The sequence below is a fragment of the Streptacidiphilus sp. MAP12-20 genome (genome assembly GCF_041262525.1).
In the GTDB taxonomy this organism is placed as follows: Bacteria; Actinomycetota; Actinomycetes; order Streptomycetales; family Streptomycetaceae; genus Streptacidiphilus.
In genome coordinates, this window is record NZ_JBGCCK010000001.1 from 164,059 (window position 1) to 184,509 (window position 20,451).

Sequence of the window (20,451 nt, forward strand, 5' to 3'; positions counted from 1 at the left end):
GATCGTGCGGCAGGATGAGCGGTATGACGTCGAGTGACCAGCAAGCCGACGAGGCCGGCGACGCCGGAGAGCACGTGCAGCCGGTGTGGGCGGTGCCGGGGGGCGGCGCTGCTCCGCAGCCGACGCTGCCGGTGCCGCCGCCGGAGGACACCGTCGTCGTGCCCGCCGACGAGGACCCGGTCGCGGCCGCGGCCAGCGAGCTGATCGGCGGTGCGCCGGGGCGTCGGGCGCTGCTCGGGGTGGGCTGGTGGAACGCGGCGCGGGTGCTGGCGCTGGTCGCCGTCTTCGTCTTCGCGCTGGGCATGGTGCAGAAGGTGCCCTGCTACTCCAGCGGCTGGTTCTTCGGGGCGTCGGCTCAGTACGACCACGCCTGCTACAGCGACATCCCGCACCTGTTCTCGCTGCGCGGCTTCAACCTGCCCGGCAACATCCCCTACGTCGACAAGATCCCCGGCTCGACCGACCCGAACATGCAGTACCTGGAGTACCCGGTGCTGACCGGTATCTTCATCTGGGCCGCGGCCAAGCTCACCCCCGGCGCGGGCGCCGAGGTCCACCGCGAGCAGGTCTTCTGGCTGGTCAACTCCGGCATGCTGATGATCTGCGCGGTCGTGACCGTGGTCGCACTCTCGCGCACGCACCGCCGTCGTCCCTGGGACGCGCTGCTCTTCGCCCTCGCGCCGGTGCTCGCGCTGGACTCCACGATCAACTGGGACCTGCTCGCCGTCGCCCTGGCCGCCGTGGGCATGGCGTTCTGGGCGCGCCGCTACCCGGTCTGGGCCGGTGTGCTGATCGGGCTGGCGACCGCGGCCAAGCTCTACCCGGTCTTCCTGCTCGGCCCGCTGCTGGTGCTCTGTCTGCGCGCCGGGCGGATGCGTGACTTCGGCAAGGCCTTCGCCGGGGCCGCGGTGGCCTGGCTGATCGTCGACATCCCGTTCATGCTCGCCAACTTCAGCGGCTGGGCCACCTTCTACACCTTCAGCGAGGCTCGCGGCATCGACTTCGGCTCGTTCTGGCTGATCCTCTCCCAGAACGGCTGGCTGGACGGGGTGGACACGACCACCGTGAACACGCTCATCACCGTGCTGCTGGGGCTCTGCTGCCTCGGTATCGGCTGGCTGGCGCTGGCCGCCCGCCGTCGGCCGCGCTTCGCGCAGCTCGCCTTCCTGGTGATCGCCGCGTTCACGCTCACCAACAAGGTCTACTCGCCGCAGTACGTGCTCTGGCTGCTGCCGCTGGCGGTGCTGGCCCGGCCGCGCTGGCGGGACTTCCTGGTCTGGCAGGCCTGCGAGGTGCTCTACTTCCTCGGCGTCTGGTACTACCTCGCCTACACCTCGACCAACAACCAGAAGGGCCTGCCGCCGGACTGGTACCACGCCGCCATCGCGGTCCACATCCTGGGGACGCTCTATCTGGTCGTGGTGGTCGTGCGGGACATCCTCTCGCCCGCGACGGACCCGGTGCGGCGGGACGGCAGTGACGACCCGTCGGGCGGCGTGCTGGACGGCGCGGCGGACGTCTTCACGCTCACCCGCGAGAAGGTCCTGGCCGCGCCCACGGAGCCACCCACCGCGCCCGCCGGGCCGACCAGCTACGCGATGGGGACCGTCGCCGGGCAGTGAGCGGCGCAAAACGGACCAAGTTCGCGCTGGGCAAGGTCACGCTGTGCAAGATCGCGCTGTGCAAGATCACTGAATGTTTCACGTGAAGCATTTAGCGATCTTGGTCCGTTCTGTGTTCCGGCGCTCCCGCGTCAGTGCCGGTCGACGATGCGGTCGAACAGCGTCGTCGTGTGCCGCAGCGTCGCCTTGAGCTCCTCGCCCGCCGCCGGCGGGGCGACCTCGCCGGGGACCCAGAGCAGCGAGATCTGCATGTGCGGCGGCTCGGCGAAGCCCAGCTTCGCGCCGTTCCAGCTGAACGGCGACGTGTTCCGGCCCAGCGTGGCGAGGCCGGCCCGGGCCAGGTTCTTGGCGCGCGGGGTCAACCCGCTCATGTTCTTCGGGGCCTCCAGGCCCACGCCGTGGGCCGTGCCGCCCGCGACGACGAGCAGGTGGCCGTCGCCGGACGCGCGGTGCTGGCGGTAGCCGAAGCGCTCGCCCTTGGCCAGGCGGTGCACCTCCATGACCGTGCCGCGGCAGTCGATCGCCTCGTGGTCGCCCAGCCACAGCTGCGTGCCGATCCGGGCGCGGAAGCGCACCTCCGGGTACCAGCCCTGGAGCTGCTCCATCTCGGCGGAGCTCAGGTGGCTGACGAACATGGTGCGCAGCGGCAGCCCGGCGGTGCGCAGCTGGTCGACCCAGCGGGCGGTCTCGGCCAGCGGGTCGACGCCCTCGGGGCGGTCCATCGGCAGGTGCACCGCGAAGCCTTCGAGCCGCACGTCGTCGATGGCCATCCGCAGCTTGCCGAGGTCCTCGGGGGCCACGCCGTGGCGGCGCATGCTGGTCATGCACTCCACGATCACCCGGCCGCCGACCAGGGCGCGGACGCCCTCGACGTTGCCCACCGTGCGGATCACCCGGTGCGGCAGCGGCACCGGGTCCTCGCCGATCCGATACGGCGTCAGGACGATGACGTCGCGGCCGAAGAAGTCCTTCAGCTCGGCCGCCTCGTACGCGGTGCCGACGGCCAGCATGTCGGCGCCGAGGCGGGTGGCCTCCTCGGCCAGCCGGGTGTTGCGGAAGCCGTAGCCGTTGCCCTTGGCGACCGGGACCAGGCCGGGGAAGGCCCCCAGCACCTTGCGCTGGTGGTCACGCCAGCGGGGGGTGTCCACGTAGAGACTGAGCGCCATGGGGAGGGGCCTTCCGGGACGGGTTGGTTGCGAGCAGTGTTGGTTGACGTAGTGTCAGCGACGCTGCATGTACATGTCGAGGGCCTTGTGCAGCAGCTTGTTGAGCGGGAAGTCCCACTCGCCCAGGTACTCCGCCGCCTGGCCGCCGGTGCCGACCTTGAACCGGATCAGGCCGAAGAGGTGGTCGGACTCGTCCAGGGTGTCGCTGATGCCGCGCAGGTCGTAGACGGTCGCTCCGAGCGCGTAGGCGTCGCGCAGCATCCGCCACTGGATCGCGTTGTTCGGCTGCACCTCGCGCTTGTGCACCGTGGAGGCGCCGTAGGAGTACCAGACGTGCTGCCCGACCGTGATCATCGTGGTGCCCGCCAGCGGGTCGCCCTCGTGGTAGGCCAGGTAGAGGCGCATCCGGTTCGGGTCCTCGGACGTCAGCGCCTTCCACTGGCGCTGGAAGTAGGAGAGCGGGCGCGGGATGAACTGGTCGCGCTCGGCGGTCTCCAGGTAGAGCTGGTGGAAGGCCGGCAGGTCGTCGTAGCCGCCCTGGACGATCTCGACGCCGGCCTTCTCGGCCTTCTTGATGTTGCGGCGCCACAGCTGGTTGAAGCCCTTGAGCACGTCGTCCAGGGAGCGGTTGGCCAGCGGCACCTGGTAGACGTAGCGCGGCTGCACGTCGCCGAAGCCGGCGCCGCCGTCCTCGCCCTGCTGCCAGCCCATCCGGCGCAGCCGGTCCGCGGTGTCGATCGCGCGCGGCTCGTACCAGTCCGCCTCGACGTCGCGCAGGCGCTTGGCCTCGCCGCCGGCGATGGCGTTCTTGATGGTCTCCGCCTGCCAGCGGCGGATGATCACAGGGGGGCCCATCTTCACGGTGAAGGCGCCCTGCGACTTCAGGTGGTCCAGCATCGGGCGCAGCCAACCCTCGAGGTTCGGGTCGAACCAGTCGATGACCGGACCCTCGGGAAGGTAGGCGAGATAGCGCTTGACCTTGGGCAGCTGCCTGTACAGCACCAGCCCGGCGCCGACGATCCGACCGCTGTCGTCGAACCAGCCGATGCTCTCGTTCCGCCACTCCGCCTTGACGTCGGCCCAGGAGGGCACCTGCATGTGGCTCGCGGAAGGCAGGCTACGGACGAAGGCCAGGTGCTCCTCGCGGCTGATGGTCCTCAGGCGCAGGCTCATGTGGGGGTGCTCCTCGGGCGTGGATCGCGTCAACAGCGCAGCCTACTGCCCTGGAGGAGCACCCCATAGAGGTGACGGGCGGGGCGCGTGTGGTCGGCTCGTCAAAGCGCGGCCGCGCGCCGCCCCCCTGGGATCAGGATCAGCCTGGAAGCACGCCGCCGAAGAGCCCGCCGTGCGCGAGCCCGATGCCCAGCCCCACGGCGGCCGCCACGCCCGCCACCACGATGACGAAGCGCTCGGCCGTCGTCGCCGACTTGTACTGCGCAAAGGCCGCTGTCACCAGCCCGGCCAGCCCCGACCAGGAGGCGAGCAGGTGCAGGCCGCGGAAAGCGCAGGTGGCGATGGCGATCGCGCCGAGTACGGCGGTGACCGCGGTCAGCGTGTTCTCCAGGGGGTGCGCCTTGCCGTCGCTGTTCAGCAGGGCTGCCAGCGGATTCTGGCGGACGACCTGCTGCCGGCCGGTTGACTGAACCATGGGTGACTGAGCCATGGGACCCGCCTCCTTAGGGAGGTCAGACGATTACGCACAGTAGTGCGCTCCATACCCGATGTGTACAGATTGCGGCGATACGGGGGCGGATTACAAGCCCCCGATCGGGTGCCTGTAGGCTGGACCGTCTGCACCGGTGTGGTTCCGTCGGGCATTGTCTGTTGAGCACTGTCTTCTCAGACATTGTCAGTGGCGGCCGCTACCGTTGCCGACGTGTATTGAAGACCCTCCTGCCACGGAAAGACCGTGGCCGCATGAGTCCAGAGGAGGTGGGTTCCACAATGCGTCACTACGAAGTCATGGTGATCCTCGACCCTTCGGTCGAAGAGCGCGCTGTCTCCCCGCTGATCGAGAACTTCGCCAATGTCGTCCGCACCGGCGGCGGCGCTGTCGAGAAGATCGACACCTGGGGACGCCGTCGCCTGGCGTACGAGATCAAGAAGCAGTCCGAGGGCATCTACTCCGTGCTCGACATCAAGGCTGAGCCTGCTGTCGTCAAGGAGCTGGACCGTCAGCTCAACCTGAGCGAGCAGGTGCTGCGCACCAAGGTCCTGCGCCCGGACACCCACTGAGCATCGCTTTCTAGAGGCGGCACGTCCTTGCGCCTCGCCGAAGCAGTCGCAGTTTCCGTCACACCCGCACCCCCGCAACGTCTTCTCCGAGAGGTCTGACATGGCAGGCGAGACCGTCATCACCCTGGTCGGCAACCTTGTCGACGACCCCGAGCTGCGGTTCACCCCGTCTGGCGCGGCCGTCGCGAAGTTCCGCATCGCGTCGACTCCCCGCACCTTCGACCGTCAGACCAACGAGTGGAAGGACGGCGAAAGCCTCTTCCTCACGTGCAACGTCTGGCGGCAGCCCGCGGAGAACGTCGCTGAGTCGCTGCAGCGCGGCATGCGCGTCATCGTGCAGGGCCGCCTGCGTCAGCGCACGTACGAGACCAAAGAAGGCGAGAAGCGGACCGTCTTCGAGGTCGAGGTCGACGAGGTCGGTCCGAGCCTGCGCTCGGCCACCGCGAAGGTCACCCGGGCCCAGCGCTCGGGCGGTCCCGGCGGTGGTGGCTTCGGCGGCGGGCAGCAGGGCGGCGGGTTCAACGGCGGTGGCGGAGGCGGCCAGCAGGGCGGCAGCTGGGGCGGCAACGCCCCGCAGTCCGGCCCGGCCGACGACCCCTGGGCGTCCAGCGCCCCGGCGGGCGGCGGTCAGCAGGGCGGCGGCGGCTGGGGTGCCCCGGCCGGCGGCGGCGGCTTCTCGGACGAGCCTCCTTTCTAGACCGCGCAGCTCAGCGGTAGGCGTCACGCGCCTGTCGGCAGTCCGCCTCGGCCTTGCGCCGCGGCATTCTGTCGGTCAACGTGCGGCGCTCACACAAGACTTGATCACGAACACTGGAGTACACGATGGCGAAGCCGCCCGTGCGCAAGCCTAAGAAGAAGGTTTGCGTCTTCTGCAAGGACAAGATCACCTACGTCGACTACAAGGACACGAACCTGCTTCGCAAGTTCATCTCCGACCGTGGGAAGATCCGCGCCCGCCGGGTCACCGGCAACTGCACCCAGCACCAGCGCGACGTCGCCACGGCTGTGAAGAACAGCCGTGAGGTCGCTCTGCTGCCCTACACCTCGACCGCTCGCTGAATAGGAGGGTGACCGAACCATGAAGATCATCCTCACGAACGAGGTCTCCGGCCTCGGTACCGCTGGCGACATCGTCGAGGTCAAGGACGGGTACGCCCGTAACTACCTGGTCCCGCGTGGCTTCGCCATCCGCTGGACCAAGGGCGGTCAGAAGGACGTGGACGCGATCCGTCGCGCCCGCAAGATCCACGAGATCCAGACCCTGGAGCAGGCCAACGAGGTCAAGGCCAAGCTTGAGGGGCTCACCGTCAAGCTGGCCGTCCGTGCCGGCGAGGCCGGTCGCCTCTTCGGCTCGGTGACCCCGAGCGACGTCGTCGAGGCCATCAAGGCCGTCGACGGCCCGCTGGTGGACAAGCGCCGCGTCGAGATCGGCTCGCCGATCAAGACCACCGGTGCCCACCAGGTCACCGTCAAGCTGCACCCCGACGTTGCCGCTGCCATCAGCGTCAACGTCGTCGCAGCCTAAGACGCCGAAGGCGTCTCTTCAGGGGCGCGAGGAACTGCGCGAGCAACCAGCCCATGCGGATGGCCCTGCTCGTTCAGCGACAGACCACCAAGGGTGGCTTGTCGCGCAGTTCCTCGCGCCCCTTCATGCGCGCTTACGCGCGCACCGCGCCGATCACCAACCAGGCCCCGGTCCGCGCCCGCAGCGCCATCGACACCATCCGCACCACCATCGCGAAGCCGATCGCCAGCCAGAGCGCCACCAGCCCGTGCGGACCGAACGCCAGCGCCACCGGCGCGTAGAGCGCGAGCGTCGCCAGCATCGCCCGGGCCAGGTACGGGCCGTCGCCCGCGCCCATCAGCACGCCGTCCAGCACGAACACCACGCCGCAGACCGGCTGCATCGCCCCGGCCACCACCAGTACCGGCATCAACTGATGCTGCACCGCCGGGTCCGCCGTGAACAGCGGCAGGTAGAGCGGCTGCGCCACGATCAGCAGCGCGCCCAGTGCCACGCCCGTGCAGACGCCCCACTCCACCATCCGCCGCGTCGCCTCCCGCGCGCCCGCCGCGTCTCCCGCGCCGAGGCAGCGGCCGATGATCGCCTGGCCGGCGATGGCGATGGCGTCCAGGGCGAAGGCGAGGAAGCTCCACAGCGACATGGCGATCTGGTGCGCCGCGATCTCCGCGTTCCCGAGCCGGGCCGCGACGGCCGTCGCGATCAGCAGCACCGCACGCAGGCTCAGCGTCCGCACCAGCAGCGGGGCGCCGGCGGTCGCGCAGGCGCGTATGCCGGGCAGGTCGGGCCGCAGGCTCGCGCCGGTGGCCCGCGCTCCGCGCAGTACCACCACGAGGTAGGCGGCGGCCATGCCCCACTGCGCGATCACGGTGCCGAGGGCGGAGCCCGCGATGCCCAGGCCCGCGCCGTAGACGAGCGTGAGGTTGAGCAGCAGGTTGGCGGTGAAGCCCGCGATCGCGACCACGAGCGGGGTGCGGGTGTCCTGCAGCCCGCGCAGCACGCCGGTGGCGGCCAGCACGACCAGCATGGCCGGGATACCGGCGGCGCTGATGCGCAGGTAGTCCACCGCGTAGGGCGCGGCGCTCGAGGAGGCGCCGAAGAGATCGACCAGTCCGGGCGCCAGCGGCAGCGCGGCGGCCACGACCAGCACAGAGATCAGCAGCGCGAGCCAGATCCCGTCGATGCCCTGCTGCACAGCGGCCCGTCGGTCGCCGGACCCGACGCGTCGGGCGACGGCGGCGGTGGTGGCGTACGCGAGGAAGACGAAGACATTGACCAGCGTCGCGAGCAGCGCGGCGGCGACCCCGAGTCCGGCGAGCTGGGCGGTGCCGAGGTGGCCGACGATGGCGGAGTCGGCCATCAGGAAGAGTGGCTCGGCGATGAGAGCGCCGAAGGCCGGGACGGCGAGGGCGAGGATCTCCCGGTCGTGCTGGCGCAATCGCATGGTCCTACCGTAGTCATCCACAGGTAATGGGTGCAATCGGCTTTGGGTTATTACGCGACGCTGCGCCGCGCAGCCGCGCGTGCACCGTTTGTCATGATCCTCGACTCTCTGCCGAAGTTTTTCCCCCGCGCCGGATGCGGTGGCCATCATCGCAGGTCAGCGCGGTGATCGGTAGATGGATGAGTGGTTGTCCACACCTTGTCCCCCGAGTCGTGCACAGGCTGGAGGCAGTTGTCCACAGGCATGGGGCCGTCATCCACACCCCCTGTGGATAACCGCCTTGGCCATTGTCGGACCCGTGCCGTTGAATGGAGCGCTAGGCACGGCACGGCACAGGCACCGGAAGGCGGCACCGATGAGCGGGGCACCGTACGACGACGGCGGCTTCGACGACGTCCCCCCGCCTCCGGACGACGAGTGGCCCGCGCCGGGTTCCGCCTCCGGCTCGGGATCCGGGTCCGGCTCGGGCTCCGGCTCGAGTGGGTCCGGGGGCGGCGCCGGCGACCGCCTGCCCTTCTCGCGCAAGCGCGACGGCGGCCGCGGCGGCGACGACAGCAGCGGCCGGGGCGACTCCGGCGCCAGGTCCGCCGACGAGGTCGCGTACGAGCGCGTCCCGCCGCAGGACCTCGCCGCCGAGCAGTCCGTCCTGGGCGGCATGCTGCTCTCCAAGGACGCGATCGCGGACGTGGTCGAGGTCCTCAAGCCGAACGACTACTACCGCCCGGCGCACGAGCTCATCTACAGCGCCATCCTCGACCTCTACGCCCGCGGCGAGCCGGCCGACCCGATCACCGTCGCCAGCGAGCTCGTGAAGCGCGGCGAGATCACTCGCGTCGGCGGCCCGTCCTACCTGCACACCCTGGTCAACTCGGTCCCCACGGCAGCCAACGCCGAGTACTACGCGGAGATCGTCCACGAGCGCGCTGTCCTGCGCCGACTGGTGGAGGCCGGCACCCGCATCGCCGGCATGGGCTATGCGGCGGAGGGCGACGTCGACGAGATCGTCAACCGCGCCCAGGCGGAGATCTACGCGGTCACCGAGCAGCGCACGAACGAGGACTACGCCCCGCTCTCCGACATCATGGAGGGCGCGCTCGACGAGATCGAGTCCATCGGCTCCCGCAGCGGCCAGATGTCCGGCGTCCCGACGGGCTTCGCCGACCTGGACTCACTGACGAACGGGCTCCACCCGGGGCAGATGATCGTGGTGGCGGCGAGGCCCGCAATGGGAAAGAGCACGCTTGCGCTCGATTTTGCTCGTTCCTGCTCGATCAAGCACAAGATTCCGAGCGTTTTCTTCTCCCTCGAAATGGGACGCAACGAGATTGCGATGCGTCTCCTCTCCGCGGAGGCGCGGGTCGCGCTGCACCACATGCGCACCGGCGCCATGACGGACGAGGACTGGACCCGCCTCGCGCGGCGGATGCAGGACCTGAACGATTCTCCGCTCTACATCGACGACTCCCCGAACCTGTCGATGATGGAGATCCGCGCCAAGTGCCGCCGCCTCAAGCAGCGCAACGACCTGCGCTTGGTCGTCATCGACTACCTCCAGCTGATGCAGAACGGCGGTTCCCGCCGGGCCGAGAGCCGTCAGCAGGAGGTCTCGGAGATGTCGCGAAACCTGAAGCTGTTGGCCAAGGAGTTGGAGCTGCCGGTCATCGCGCTCTCCCAGCTGAACCGTGGCCCGGAGCAGCGCACCGACAAGCGGCCCATGGTCTCTGATCTTCGTGAAAGTGGATCAATCGAACAGGATGCCGACATGGTCATCCTGCTCCACCGCGAGGACGCCTACGAGAAGGAGTCCCCGCGTGCGGGCGAGGCGGATCTGATCGTGGCCAAGCACCGTAACGGCCCGACTGCGACGATCACGGTGGCGTTCCAGGGTCACTACTCGCGGTTCGTGGACATGGCGCAGAGCTGAGACGCCGGCTGCGCCGGGTCGGCCGTCGCGTGGTCGGGACCAGCGCGGGCAGTGCGGGGAGCGATCGGCGCGCAGAAGAGGGCGTCGGCGAGGGTGGCCGCGCCCGGGCGGTGGGCGTGGATGGGTCCGGCACGAACGAGTGTGCTCGGGGAGGCGCCGCCCATCCGCACGCGGTCAGCGCACGCGGGACGTGCAGCAACCGCACCCAGAGCCAGTTGGTGTCGCTGCTCACCTGGTCGGCGCGGAAGTCCGCAAGCTGCTGGCGCAGCGAGTGCAGGGCGGCCGTGGAGGCGGCGTCGTCGATGACGATGCGCGCGGACTCTCGGGTCAGCGGGTGCCGCGGAGTTGGTCGATGAGGGTGTCGACGTCGAGGTGGAGGCTCTCGGCCCCGTGGGGGACGACGCGTTCGGTCAAGCGTAGGAAGCGCCGGATCTCGGCGGCGTCGGCGCGCAGTACGGCGGCTTCCGCGCCGCTGCCCAGGGTGATGTGGACGGAACCGGAGCCGGGGGCGGGACGGATGAGGACGTCGCCGAGGCCGGACGCCTGCCGTAGGCCGGAGCGGAGGGTTTCGCGGGCGAGGACCCAGGTGACAGTCGTGGTGGGGCTGGTCAGGCAGTGCAGCCGGACGGCGTACGGATCGGCCTGGGTGTAGGTGAGTTGGGCGGGCACCGGGATGTCGCCGATGTGTCCCGCCATCAGGTGGAGCTGGATGTCCGCGCCGCAGGCGGCTGCGGCGGCACGTCGGCCGGTGGGTGGCGGCAAGGCCTGGGATGACGTCAACTCTCCTGCCCTCCCAGCCCTCTGCGGTGCTTGCCGAACAGCGGCTGGCCCGCTCGCGGAGCCGGGAGCGGTCGGGAGCCGGGGCCGCGGGTCAGGCGCCGCCATTCGAGGTCGGGCTCGCCGGGTACCGAGCGGCCGGTGCTGTGCCAGACCTGAGCGAGGTCCGCATAGATGGGTTCCTCCTGCCGAAACGTTTCTCCTGGTGCCGCAGAGGGCCTCAACGAGTCTGCCGTCATGCCCGGATCAACGAGGGAGGCGGCTTCTGGCAACTGTTCTCGTCGCGATCCACGAAATGGGACAGCGCTCTCCGCATCGGGAGACGTATCGTCGGCGGCATGTCGATCGAATCCGCCCCCGTCCGTCAGCAGCTTCGCGATGCCCTCAGTGTGGCGATCAAGGCTCGCGACCGCTCCGCCGCCTCCGTGCTGCGCGCGACGCTCGGTGCGATCGAGAACGCCGAGGCGGTCGAGCGTAACGAGCCCGAGGCCGGTACCTCGCTCGCGATCGAGCAGATCGCCGTGGGCGTTGGTGCGGCCGAGGTGGAGCGGCGGCTGCTGACGGAGGACGACGTGCGCGGGATCGTGCGCGCCGAGCTCGCCGAGCGGGAGGCGGCGGTCGGGGAGTACGAGCGCGTCGGCCGGCCCGAGCACGCGGAGCGGCTGCGGGCCGAGATGGCTGTTCTTACCCCGTTCCTCTGACGGAAGCGGCAACCGGCTGGCGTGACCGGCGGCCCGGCTGCTCGGCCACTCGGCTACCCGGCTCGTTTCACGAGGCTGCGTCCGGCGAACAAGATCGCTAACTGTTTCACGTGAAGCATTTGGCGATCTTGGTGGCGGTCGCCGAGTCTTCGAGCGGCCGAGTCGGCCAGTCGCGCGGCCTTCGCCGTGCCGGCCTTGCCGCGGGCTCCCTGCCGCGGCACCGGCAATTCGTTTTCGCAGCTCCACCCGCGCGCATTAGCGTCGGGGCATGCCCACACCGCAACTCCCCTACACCATCGGCGACGACGACTTCACCGAGCTTCTGCCGGAGACCCGTCGCGCCCTCGCCCACCGCATCGCCGTCGCCCAGCGCGAGGGGCGCATCCCCGGACTCGTGGCCGCCGTGCTACGGGACGGGGAGCGCCGCTGGTGGGGCTCGCGCAGTATGGTCGACGGTCATGCCCCCGACCCGGACACCCAGTTCCGGATCGGCTCGATCACCAAGACATTCATCGCCGTCCTGGTGATGCGACTGCGCGATGAGGGCCGGCTCAAGCTCTCGGACCGGCTCGAGCAGCACCTCCCGGGCGTGGGTCCGGCCGCCGGGACGGTGACGATCCGCCAGCTGCTCTCGCACAGCGCCGGACTGAGCAACGAGCCGCCGGGGCCCTGGTGGGAGCGGTCCGACGGGGCGCTGCGCCCGGAGCTGGCCGACGTGCTCCAGCATCCGCCGCTGCGGCACGAGCCGGGGCGCCTCTTCCATTACTCCAACGTCGGTTTCGCGCTGCTCGGGGCACTGGTGGAGCAGCTGCGCGGGGACGACTGGTACACCGTGCTGCACCGCGAGGTGCTGCGGCCGCTCGGGATGCGGCGCACCAGCGCGCTCCCGGACGCGCCGCACGCGGGCGGTTGGGCGGTGCACCCCTGGGCGGAGGTCATCCTCTCTGAGCCGCTCCAGCGGACCGGCCGGATGGCGCCGGCGGGACAACTCTGGTCCACGGTCGGGGACCTGACCCGATGGGCCGCCTTCCTCGCGGTCGGTGACGATCGGGTGCTGGCGGCGTCGAGCGTGGCCGAGATGCGCGAGGCCAACGCGTCCGGTGACGAGCAGTACGGGCTCGGGCTCGCGCTCACCGAGGTCGCCGGGCTTGCGCTGGCCGGGCACACCGGCTCGATGCCGGGCTTCCTGGCCGCGCTCTGGGTCTGCCCGGAGGAGCGGCTCGGTGCGGTCGTGCTCACCAATGGGACCACCGGTCCGGCCGGTGGTATCGGCGCGGTGGCGGCCGACCTGATCCGCATCGTCGCGGAGCGCGAGCCGCTGATCCCCGAGCCCTGGCGTCCACTGACCGGCTACGACCCGCAGGTGCTCGCGCTGACCGGGTCCTGGTACTGGGGGCCGACCGGCTTCGGTCTGCGGCTGGTGGGTGCGGCGGACGAGCTGGAGCTGGTGCCCCTGGGCGTGGCCGGGACGCGGGAGGCACGGCTGCTGCGCGCGGAGGACGGCGAGTCGTGGGTCGCCGAGGGCGGCTACTGGCACGGCGAGACGATGCGCGTGGTCCGGGACGAGGACGGCGGCGTCAGCCATCTCGATCTCGGCACCTTCGTGCTGACCCGCGAGCCCTACCCGCTCGACGGCCCGGTGCCGGGTGGGGTCGACCCGGCGGGCTGGCGCGCCGAGGATTGGTGAAATACCTGTCAATTCGGCGGAATTTGTCATCATGCGGGTAAGGCGGGCATCACTCGCACGGTGCGACGAGCGCGAAGAGGCTGACCGATGGCGAAGGACACCCCGGCCGACACCGGAGGCAGTGGAGACGGCAGAGGCAGCGGAGACAGCGGAGGCAGCGAAGGTAGTGGAGACAGTGGAGCCGGCCGCGCGGCCGGGGCGGCCGGGGCTGCGGGGACGGGGATCACGGTGGACGTGTTCACCGGGCCGGAGGCTGCGTTCTTCGCCACCTCCTCGCTGGCCTACGGTCCCGAGCATGCGGTGCTCATCGACACCCAGCTCACCCGCAGCGCCGGGCGCGAGCTCGCCGAATGGGTGGCCGGCAAGGCCCGCACGCTCACCGCGATCGTGATCACTCATCCGCATCCGGACCACTACTTCGGTACCGAGGAGGTGCTCCGGCTCTTCCCCGGTACCCCCGTCTACGCCGACCCGGCGGTGATCGAGGCGATCACGCGGACCGGTCTGGCCAAGGTGGCGCAGTGGCAGCAGGTTTTCGGGGACGACGTCACCTCGTCGCCGATCGTCCCCGGGCCGCTGCCGGCGGACACCCTGCTTGTCGACGGCTCCGAACTACACGTGCTGGCGCTCGGCCAGGGCGACTGCGCGGCGACGACGGTCGTCCACGTGCCCGGCGCGCGGACCGTGGTCGCGGGTGATGTGGCCTTCAACGGCACCCATGTCTGGACGGCCGACACCACGGCGGAGGAGCGCGCGGACTGGCTCGCCAGCCTGGAGACGGTGCGCGGTCTCGACCCCGACCGGGTCATCGCGGGCCACCGCGCACCGGGCCAGGACGACGACGCGACGCGGGTCCTCGCCTTCACCGGGGACTACCTGCGCGAGTTCGACGCGCACCTCGCCGAGCACCCGGGTGACCCTGACGGCCTGTTCGCGGCGGTCAACGAGACCTACGGCGAGCTGACGCTCCCGGCGATCCTGCAGATCGGCGCGCAGGAGAACACTGCGCGCTGACCGGCGGTCGATCGACGCTCCCAGGAAAGTGCTGGCGTTGACGTCAGGGTCAAGGTCTACGGTCGTTCCCAGAAGGACGGATTCGACGGTCGACCAAGATCGCTGAATGCTTCACGTGAAACATTCAGCGATCTTGATCCGGGATGAAGCGGGGGCGTTCGCATGCGCATCGGTGAGCTTGCCCGACGGGCGGGGACGACGACGCGGACGCTCCGCTACTACGAGACGCGCGGGCTGCTGTCGGTGCGGCGCGGCGAGAACGGGTACCGCAGCTATGGCGAGGAGGACCTCCGACTGCTGCGCCAGATCCGGCTGCTCCAGGACTTCGGCTTCGAGCTGGAGGAGACGCGCCCCTTCGTCGACTGCCTGCGCGCCGGCCACCCCAACGGCGATTCCTGTCCGGCTTCGCTGGACGTCTACCGGCGCAAGCTCGCCGAGCTGGACGAGTGCATCGACCGGTTGCGCGAGGTCCGCGACCAGGTGGGCGCGCAGCTGGCCCGCGCGGAGGTGCAGGAGTCGGCGGACACACCGCACGCCCCGCGCTGCGAACTGACGGAATCGCGGGACGGGACGCAGGATGGAATGCCGGACGGGACGGGAGAGGGCTGATGGCGGGAACGAGTGAGCTGGTCGCGGCGGTCGGTGACGCGGACTTCGCGGCGCAGGTGCTGGCGAGCGAGCTGCCGGTGCTGGTGGAGTTCACGGCGGACTGGTGCCCGCCGTGCCGGATGATGGCCCCGGTCCTGGCCGAGCTGGCCGCCGAGCGGGTGGCGGAGCTGCGCGTGGTGACGGTCGACGTGGACGTCAACCCGGAGACGCAGGCCGGTTACGGCGTGCTCTCCATGCCGACCATGATGCTCTTCCGCGACGGCGAGCCGATCTGGTCGGCGGTCGGCGCGCGGCCCAAGCGGAAGCTGGGACAGGAGTTGACGGACGCCATTGCCCGGGCGCGCGCGGCAGCGTAGCGCCTACGCGGCGGGTGCGCCCCGTACTTCACCCTATTTGTCGGATCAGTAGCGCAGCCGTGCCACGCTCCTGGGAGGTACGGATCCGACGGGAGATGAAGCTCCAAGGTGTCGATCGGAAGCGCTCTCAATCGAAACGGTCGCCCCCGCTCGCGTGGCGCGGGCAGACGAGGCGACAAGACGGTGGTCGCTCCCGAGCCGTCCAAGTCGGCGGCTGGGGAGCCTGCCGCCCCGAAGGCTGATACCGAGGCCGAACCGACGGCTGATTCCGGGGCGTCTGCAGCTTCGGACCCGGCCGTCACCGCGGCTGGGCCGGAGACTGCGGCGACGGCCGCGACCGCGCCGACCGGGCAGGCCATCGGGACGAGCGAGGCCGCCGCAGTGCCCGCTCCGCAGGAGGAGCAGGCGGCGCGGCCCGAGCTCGCGGCTCGGCCGGAGCTCGCGCCGGTGATCGCCAACGCGCCCGCGCGCAACTGGGTCGCCGGACCCGACGACGCGTGGAGCCGGGCCTGGGCGGCGCCCGCCGTCAGCTACGCGCCGGCTCCGCCGCTGCCGATCCTGCCCGCGCCGCCGCCGGTGCCGTCGGGCATTCCGGCCACCCCGCTGCCCCCGCCGCCGATGCCGCTCCCCGGCTCGGTCGTGGCGGTGGTCCCGCTGGCGTCACGTCAGAAGGCCGCTGCCGCCGCCACTGCGAAGACCCGGACGGCCAGATCGGTCCCGCCCAGCGTGCCGGCGGCTGCGCACGCCGAAGCGCTGCACGCCGAAGCGCTGCACGCCGCAGCGCTGGAGACTGCCGTACCGCAGGCCGACGTACGCCAGACCCAGGCCCAAGTCCAGGCGCAGGCGCCGGGCACCGGCAGCGTCGGGCCGACGCCGCAGGACATCGTGCTGATCCGGCGCAGTCTCAGCCTCGTCGAACCGGTCGCGGACCGCGCGACCGCGCACTTCTACGCCGTGCTCTTCCTCCAGCGGCCCGAGCTGCGCGCACTCTTCCCCGCCGCGATGGACGTCCAGCGCGACCGGCTCTTCCGCGCCCTGCTCGCCGCCGGTCGCGCGGCCGACGATCCGCCGGTGCTCGTCGAGTACCTGGAGCGGCTGGCGCGCGGGCACCGCAAGTACGGCGTCCTGGACGAGCACTACGCGCCCGTCGGAGCGGCGCTGCTGGCGGCGCTGGAACGTTACTGCGGACGGCAGTGGAACGAGGACACAGCCCGTGCCTGGACCAAGGTCTACGGGGTGATCTCCCAGGTCATGATGGCCGCCGCGGCGAGTGCCGCGCAGAGCTCGCCGGCCTGGTGGCAGGGCGAGGTGCAGTCCGTCGAACCGGTCGGCAGGGATGTCGCCGTGGTGACCCTGCGCACGGACCACCCCTATCCCTACCGCGCCGGGCAGTACGCGAGCCTCGAGGTGCCCTGGTGGCCACGGGTCTGGCGGCAGTTCTCGCTGGCCTCCGCCCCCGACGGGCGGCCCGGCGCGGACGGGCTGCTGCGGTTCCACGTGAAGGCGGTTCCGGCGGGCTGGGTCAGCAATGCGCTGGTGCACCGCGCACACCGCGGGGACGTGCTGCGGCTCGGCCCCGCGCAGGGCTCGATGGTGGTGGACCCGTGCGAGCAGGACCCGCTGCTGCTGGTTGGCGGCGGGACCGGGATCGCACCGCTGCTGGCCGTCGTGGAGGAGCTGGCGCTCGCGGGCGCGCGGCGCACCGTCGAGGTCTTCTACGGCGCCCGCCGCCCCGACGAGCTCTACGCCGAGGCAGCCCTGCGCGAGCTGGACCAGCGGCTGCCGTGGTTGTCGGTCCGCACCGCGGTCTCGGACGCGTCGACTCCGTCGCCGCGCACGGGCACGCCGCGCACGGGGTCGCCGCGCGCGGGCACGGCGGCCGGTGTGGAGCGCGGGCCGCTGCCGGAGGTCGTCGCCCGCTTCGGGCCGTGGGAGGGCTACCGGGCGTTGCTGAGCGGACCGAACGCGATGATCCGGCGCGCCCGGGGCGTCCTGCTCGACGCGGGCCTGCCGCGCGACCGGATCTGCTCCGACCTGGAGGACGAGCCGGCGTCCTAGACCACCCGCCACTGTTCCTGTCGTCCCGGACGGGCTGTCCCGCACCCGTCGGCGTGCTTCACAGCCCAAGGTCGTCGGCGAGCAGGGCGGTCACGCCCTCGATGTTGGCGGCCAGGTAGGCGCGCAGGGACGGGGGCACCACGTTGACGGCGGTGACCCCCTCGCGGGTGAAGGGCAGCCGGACGATCTCGTATTCGCCGTTCGGCTGCTCCACCTCGGGGCCGTGGCGGCGGGACAGGTCCATCGCGGCGAGGCGGCAGACGAAGAAGTGCTGCACCTTCACGCCATGGGGGTGCAGCTCGGTGCCGTCCTCGTGGTGCGTGTGGGACACCACGTCCACGAAGGCCGGGACGATGTCGGTCGCCTTGCCGCCCAGTTCCTCCGCGAGCTCGCGGTGCAGGGCGTCCACGACCGTGGCGTCGGAGGGTTCCATGCCGCCGCCCGGAGTGATCCAGTAGGGCGGACGGCCGGGCTTGGTCCGCTTGATCATCACCAGTTCCGGCCCGTCCGGACCGGTGTCGAGCAGGATCGCCCTGGCTGTGCGCTTCACCACAGGGCGTACTGCGTGTCGCTGTGCTGCTGCCGCGTGCTGTGCCACCACGACAGGAGTGTGCCGCAGGTGAAACGGGGTGAAACCCGAACGCTCATTCCCTATGGGGAGGTTAAGAGAGGATCAAATCTCACCCCCGCCGTTTGGCGGGGGCAGATCTACGTCTGGAGTGCGAGACATTACTGTGATCTGACGGGCATTATGTGGAGGAGTTGCGTCCATATGGCATATGCCCAGGGGGGTAGAGATGGCAACGGAGAAGGCCGCTCCGACGCTGATCGGATCGGTCCAGCGCGCGCTGCGGCTTCTGGAGGCCGTGGGCGACCACCGGCAGGGGGCGACGGCCAAGCAGCTCGCCCGCAAGGCCGGACTCCCGCTCGCCACCACTTACCACCTGCTGCGCACGCTCGCCCACGAGGGCTACCTCCGCCGCGTCGACGGCGTCTACGTCTTCGGCGAGGCCGTCGGCACGCTGAGCCGGTACCGGGAGTTGCGCGAGGGCCGGGACGCGATCACCACCGCCCTGGACCGGCTGCGCGAGGAGCTCGGGGCCGCGACCTACTTCGCCACCTACCGCGACGGCGAGCTCGAGGTCGTCGACGTGTCCGAGGGGCCCGGCATGCCGGCCGTCGAGCAGTGGGCGGATTTCCGGGTCACCGGCAACGCGCACGCCATCGGACAGTGCCTTCTCGGCCAACTCGACCGGGAAGGCCGCCTTGACTACTTCTCGCGTCACAGTCCGCAGTCGCTCACGCCTCGCTCGGTGACCGACTCGACGACGTTGCTGCGCCGGCTGGAGGCCAGACATCCTGGCCGTCCGGTGCTGGAGCAGCAGGAATACCAGCCCGGAGTGGTCTGTGCGGCGGTGCCGATCACGGTCGGCTCGGCAGTCTGCACGATCGCGCTGTCGCTGCCGGTCGCTGAGGCGCATCGGCTCCCAGCGACGGCGGACCGGCTGGCGATGCGTGTCGGAGCGGTGATGGACCGACTTTCTTTCACCATCTGAAAACTTCGCACTTGGTACCGAGTGTGGACGAAGCGACCATGGTGTTCACACGCAGTACCGAACTGACGACGGGGATCGAGAGGTACCGCAATGAAGATGCAGAGCCTGGTCAAAGGCCAACTGGTGATGAGTCTGCTGGTCTCGGACGAACTGGCCTTCGACACGCACGTCGAGCTCGCCTACGACCCGAGCGACCCCTTTGCGGTCCGGCTCACCTTCCACCTGCCCGGCGATCCGCCGGTGAGCTGGATCTTCGGCCGCGAACTGCTGCTGGACGGGATCACCCGTCCCACCGGTGAGGGTGATGTCCGCGTGGTGCCGGTGCCCGGCACGGACGAGGACTTCATGGACGTCTGCATCGAGCTCCACTCCCCTGACGGGATGGCCGTACTGCGCTCCCCCGCCATCCCGTTGATCGCCTTCCTGGGTCGCACCGACCGTGTGCTCCCGATGGGGCAGGAGCACACGGTGGCCGACCTGGACCGGCAGCTGGAGTTGATTCTCGGGCGCGCCTGAGCCGGACGGCTCAGGGGCTCAGTCGTCGTCGCGCACGACCATGTGCAGGGCCCAGGCGATGATGCTGATGATCAGCGAGCCGAGCAGGGCCGGCACGAAGCCGTCGACGTGGAAGTCGAGGTTGAGCTTGCCCGAGGCCCAGGACGTGAGCCAGAGCATCAGCGCGTTGATCACGAAGGTGATCAGGCCGAGCGTGAGGATGAACAGCGGCAGCGAGAACAGCTTGACCAGCGGCTTGACGAAGAAGTTCACCACACCGAAGACCAGGGCGACCAGGACGACGGTCAGCGCCTGGTGGCCCCAGCTGGCCTTCTGCAGATGGATGCCGTTGATGAGCAGGGCGGCTACCCAGATGGCCGCCGCGTTGATCAGGGTCTTGACGAGAAACTTCACCATGGCGTGATCGTCGCAGCCTGTGACGGGCAGCGGTAGTCCCGAACGGTGACGTCGGTGTCACAGCTTTGTGCGCAGCGCTGGTGGGACCGGTGAGGGCCAGGGCGCCCGACTGGTTGAATGTCGCGCATGAAGGTCTTCCGGATGGACGAACTCGACGCCGAGCGCGCCGCCAACGAGGGCGCCTACCTGCAGTTCCTGCGCGAGCGGAACATGTCCGCCGGGCTCTACGCCCTGGACGCCGGCCAGCAGGACCCGCAGCAGCCGCACCACGAGGACGAGTTGTACGTCGTGCTGAGCGGCCGCGCGGCGCTCACCGTGGGCGAGGAGACGAGCACGGTGGGGCGCGGCAGCGTGGTCCACGTGCCGGCCGGGGTGGCGCACCGCTTCCACCACATCAGCGAGGACCTGCGGGTCCTGGTGGTCTTCTCCCCGCCGGAGTCCTGAGCGGAGCACTGAGCGGAACCCCGAGCGCAACCGTCGGCCCCTCAGGGTCGACCCTGGTTGCGGAGCTGTCCTGATCAGGGTCTTATCCGGGTCTTCTCAGGGGCAAGAACACTTCGGGGGCCGCGTGTCCGCCCGTACGATCGAAGACGTAACCAGGACACCCGAGGGGGAGGACGGACATCATGACTGAACTGTGGAAGGCACTCCCCAGCTGGGTGCGGAACATCGTGGTCCCGATCATGGCCATAGTCGTTGCGTGGTGGGTGCTGTCAGCGCTCGTGGGCATCGTCTTCGGCCTGATGAGCTTCATCATCAAGGCGCTGGTGGTCGTTGGCCTGGGCGCGGTGGTCGTGATCCTGGTGAAGAAGGCATCCAAGAGCTGACTGAGCCTCACACACGTACGAGGGCCGACCCGCGACTGCGG

At 70.3% G+C, this 20,451-nt stretch carries 23 protein-coding genes and 1 pseudogene; 16 read left to right on the forward strand and 8 right to left on the reverse strand.

Annotated elements, in window-relative coordinates:
* Positions 1–14: 14 nt before the first annotated feature.
* On the forward strand, positions 15–1,622 hold the full coding sequence (locus ABIA32_RS00725) for a glycosyltransferase family 87 protein (RefSeq protein WP_370091654.1): 1,608 nt from the start codon (positions 15–17) through the stop codon (positions 1,620–1,622).
* A gap of 131 nt (positions 1,623–1,753) precedes the next feature.
* Here ABIA32_RS00725 and ABIA32_RS00730 read toward each other — a convergent pair whose 3' ends face one another.
* The 3 genes from ABIA32_RS00730 to ABIA32_RS00740 all read right to left on the reverse strand — a co-directional run bounded on the left by ABIA32_RS00730 (position 1,754) and on the right by ABIA32_RS00740 (position 4,451).
* Positions 1,754–2,788, reverse strand: coding sequence for an alanine racemase (locus tag ABIA32_RS00730; RefSeq protein WP_370091655.1), 1,035 nt, complete (start codon positions 2,786–2,788; stop codon positions 1,754–1,756).
* A gap of 54 nt (positions 2,789–2,842) precedes the next feature.
* On the reverse strand, positions 2,843–3,961 hold the full coding sequence (locus ABIA32_RS00735; RefSeq protein ID WP_370091656.1) for a lipid II:glycine glycyltransferase FemX: 1,119 nt from the start codon (positions 3,959–3,961) through the stop codon (positions 2,843–2,845).
* Positions 3,962–4,100: 139 nt separating this feature from the next.
* Entirely contained in the window at positions 4,101–4,451 is a 351-nt protein-coding gene (locus ABIA32_RS00740) for a hypothetical protein (protein ID WP_370091657.1), read from the reverse strand.
* 281 nt (positions 4,452–4,732) lie between these two features.
* Between ABIA32_RS00740 and rpsF the strand changes: the two genes are divergently transcribed.
* The 4 genes from rpsF (at position 4,733) to rplI (ending at position 6,548) form a co-directional block, all read left to right on the forward strand.
* Positions 4,733–5,023 carry a 30S ribosomal protein S6 gene (rpsF, locus tag ABIA32_RS00745; protein WP_370091659.1) on the forward strand — a complete coding sequence of 97 codons (291 nt, stop codon included), beginning with the start codon at positions 4,733–4,735 and terminating at the stop codon, positions 5,021–5,023.
* A gap of 100 nt (positions 5,024–5,123) precedes the next feature.
* Positions 5,124–5,720 carry a single-stranded DNA-binding protein gene (locus ABIA32_RS00750; protein WP_370091660.1) on the forward strand — a complete coding sequence of 199 codons (597 nt, stop codon included), beginning with the start codon at positions 5,124–5,126 and terminating at the stop codon, positions 5,718–5,720.
* 125 nt (positions 5,721–5,845) lie between these two features.
* Positions 5,846–6,082 carry a 30S ribosomal protein S18 gene (gene rpsR / locus ABIA32_RS00755; protein ID WP_030254746.1) on the forward strand — a complete coding sequence of 79 codons (237 nt, stop codon included), beginning with the start codon at positions 5,846–5,848 and terminating at the stop codon, positions 6,080–6,082.
* 19 nt (positions 6,083–6,101) lie between these two features.
* The gene (rplI, locus tag ABIA32_RS00760; protein WP_370091662.1) at positions 6,102–6,548 is read left to right on the forward strand and encodes a 50S ribosomal protein L9; all 447 of its coding nucleotides are present in this window, start codon (positions 6,102–6,104) and stop codon (positions 6,546–6,548) included.
* 133 nt (positions 6,549–6,681) lie between these two features.
* On the opposite strand, the gene ABIA32_RS00765 is transcribed toward rplI, so the two are convergent.
* Positions 6,682–7,989: an MATE family efflux transporter gene (locus tag ABIA32_RS00765; protein WP_370091663.1), complete on the reverse strand. Its 1,308-nt coding sequence runs from the start codon at positions 7,987–7,989 to the stop codon at positions 6,682–6,684.
* Between the two features lie 355 nt (positions 7,990–8,344).
* Between ABIA32_RS00765 and dnaB the strand changes: the two genes are divergently transcribed.
* Complete coding sequence (dnaB, locus tag ABIA32_RS00770) at positions 8,345–9,913, forward strand: replicative DNA helicase (RefSeq protein ID WP_370091664.1); 1,569 nt, start codon at positions 8,345–8,347, stop codon at positions 9,911–9,913.
* A 39-nt stretch (positions 9,914–9,952) separates the two neighbouring features.
* On the opposite strand, the pseudogene ABIA32_RS00775 reads toward dnaB, so the two are convergent.
* Together ABIA32_RS00775 and ABIA32_RS00780 are read right to left on the reverse strand one after the other, a co-directional pair.
* Positions 9,953–10,187 (reverse strand): annotated as a pseudogene (locus tag ABIA32_RS00775) (sterol carrier protein domain-containing protein); the annotation flags it as partial.
* A gap of 53 nt (positions 10,188–10,240) precedes the next feature.
* Positions 10,241–10,693 (reverse strand): SsgA family sporulation/cell division regulator, encoded by a 453-nt coding sequence (locus ABIA32_RS00780; protein ID WP_370091665.1) that lies wholly within the window; start codon positions 10,691–10,693, stop codon positions 10,241–10,243.
* Between the two features lie 335 nt (positions 10,694–11,028).
* Between ABIA32_RS00780 and ABIA32_RS00785 the strand changes: the two genes are divergently transcribed.
* From ABIA32_RS00785 to ABIA32_RS00810, 6 genes are all read left to right on the forward strand, one after another.
* Positions 11,029–11,391 carry a hypothetical protein gene (locus tag ABIA32_RS00785; RefSeq protein WP_370091666.1) on the forward strand — a complete coding sequence of 121 codons (363 nt, stop codon included), beginning with the start codon at positions 11,029–11,031 and terminating at the stop codon, positions 11,389–11,391.
* Positions 11,392–11,659: 268 nt separating this feature from the next.
* Positions 11,660–13,078, forward strand: coding sequence for a serine hydrolase domain-containing protein (locus tag ABIA32_RS00790; RefSeq protein WP_370091667.1), 1,419 nt, complete (start codon positions 11,660–11,662; stop codon positions 13,076–13,078).
* A gap of 87 nt (positions 13,079–13,165) precedes the next feature.
* Entirely contained in the window at positions 13,166–14,092 is a 927-nt protein-coding gene (locus ABIA32_RS00795; RefSeq protein WP_370091668.1) for an MBL fold metallo-hydrolase, read from the forward strand.
* Between the two features lie 162 nt (positions 14,093–14,254).
* Complete coding sequence (locus tag ABIA32_RS00800; protein WP_370091669.1) at positions 14,255–14,701, forward strand: MerR family transcriptional regulator; 447 nt, start codon at positions 14,255–14,257, stop codon at positions 14,699–14,701.
* The gene (locus ABIA32_RS00805; protein WP_370091670.1) at positions 14,701–15,057 is read left to right on the forward strand and encodes a thioredoxin family protein; all 357 of its coding nucleotides are present in this window, start codon (positions 14,701–14,703) and stop codon (positions 15,055–15,057) included. The genes ABIA32_RS00800 and ABIA32_RS00805 overlap by 1 nt, the downstream gene beginning before the upstream one ends.
* A gap of 183 nt (positions 15,058–15,240) precedes the next feature.
* A complete protein-coding gene (locus ABIA32_RS00810) occupies positions 15,241–17,115 on the forward strand; it encodes a globin domain-containing protein (RefSeq protein ID WP_370091671.1) in 1,875 nt (624 codons plus the stop codon).
* A 58-nt stretch (positions 17,116–17,173) separates the two neighbouring features.
* Here ABIA32_RS00810 and ABIA32_RS00815 read toward each other — a convergent pair whose 3' ends face one another.
* Positions 17,174–17,668 (reverse strand): NUDIX domain-containing protein, encoded by a 495-nt coding sequence (locus ABIA32_RS00815; RefSeq protein WP_370091672.1) that lies wholly within the window; start codon positions 17,666–17,668, stop codon positions 17,174–17,176.
* 244 nt (positions 17,669–17,912) lie between these two features.
* On the opposite strand from ABIA32_RS00815, the gene ABIA32_RS00820 reads away from it, so the two are divergent.
* Both ABIA32_RS00820 and ABIA32_RS00825 read left to right on the forward strand, forming a co-directional pair.
* Positions 17,913–18,671: an IclR family transcriptional regulator gene (locus ABIA32_RS00820; RefSeq protein ID WP_370091674.1), complete on the forward strand. Its 759-nt coding sequence runs from the start codon at positions 17,913–17,915 to the stop codon at positions 18,669–18,671.
* A gap of 96 nt (positions 18,672–18,767) precedes the next feature.
* Complete coding sequence (locus ABIA32_RS00825; protein ID WP_370091976.1) at positions 18,768–19,187, forward strand: SsgA family sporulation/cell division regulator; 420 nt, start codon at positions 18,768–18,770, stop codon at positions 19,185–19,187.
* A gap of 18 nt (positions 19,188–19,205) precedes the next feature.
* Here ABIA32_RS00825 and ABIA32_RS00830 read toward each other — a convergent pair whose 3' ends face one another.
* On the reverse strand, positions 19,206–19,583 hold the full coding sequence (locus ABIA32_RS00830; RefSeq protein WP_370091675.1) for a phage holin family protein: 378 nt from the start codon (positions 19,581–19,583) through the stop codon (positions 19,206–19,208).
* 126 nt (positions 19,584–19,709) lie between these two features.
* Between ABIA32_RS00830 and ABIA32_RS00835 the strand changes: the two genes are divergently transcribed.
* On the forward strand, positions 19,710–20,027 hold the full coding sequence (locus ABIA32_RS00835) for a cupin domain-containing protein (RefSeq protein WP_370091676.1): 318 nt from the start codon (positions 19,710–19,712) through the stop codon (positions 20,025–20,027).
* 182 nt (positions 20,028–20,209) lie between these two features.
* Positions 20,210–20,410: a DUF5326 family protein gene (locus tag ABIA32_RS00840; RefSeq protein ID WP_037601582.1), complete on the forward strand. Its 201-nt coding sequence runs from the start codon at positions 20,210–20,212 to the stop codon at positions 20,408–20,410.
* The last annotated feature ends 41 nt before the right edge of the window (positions 20,411–20,451 follow it).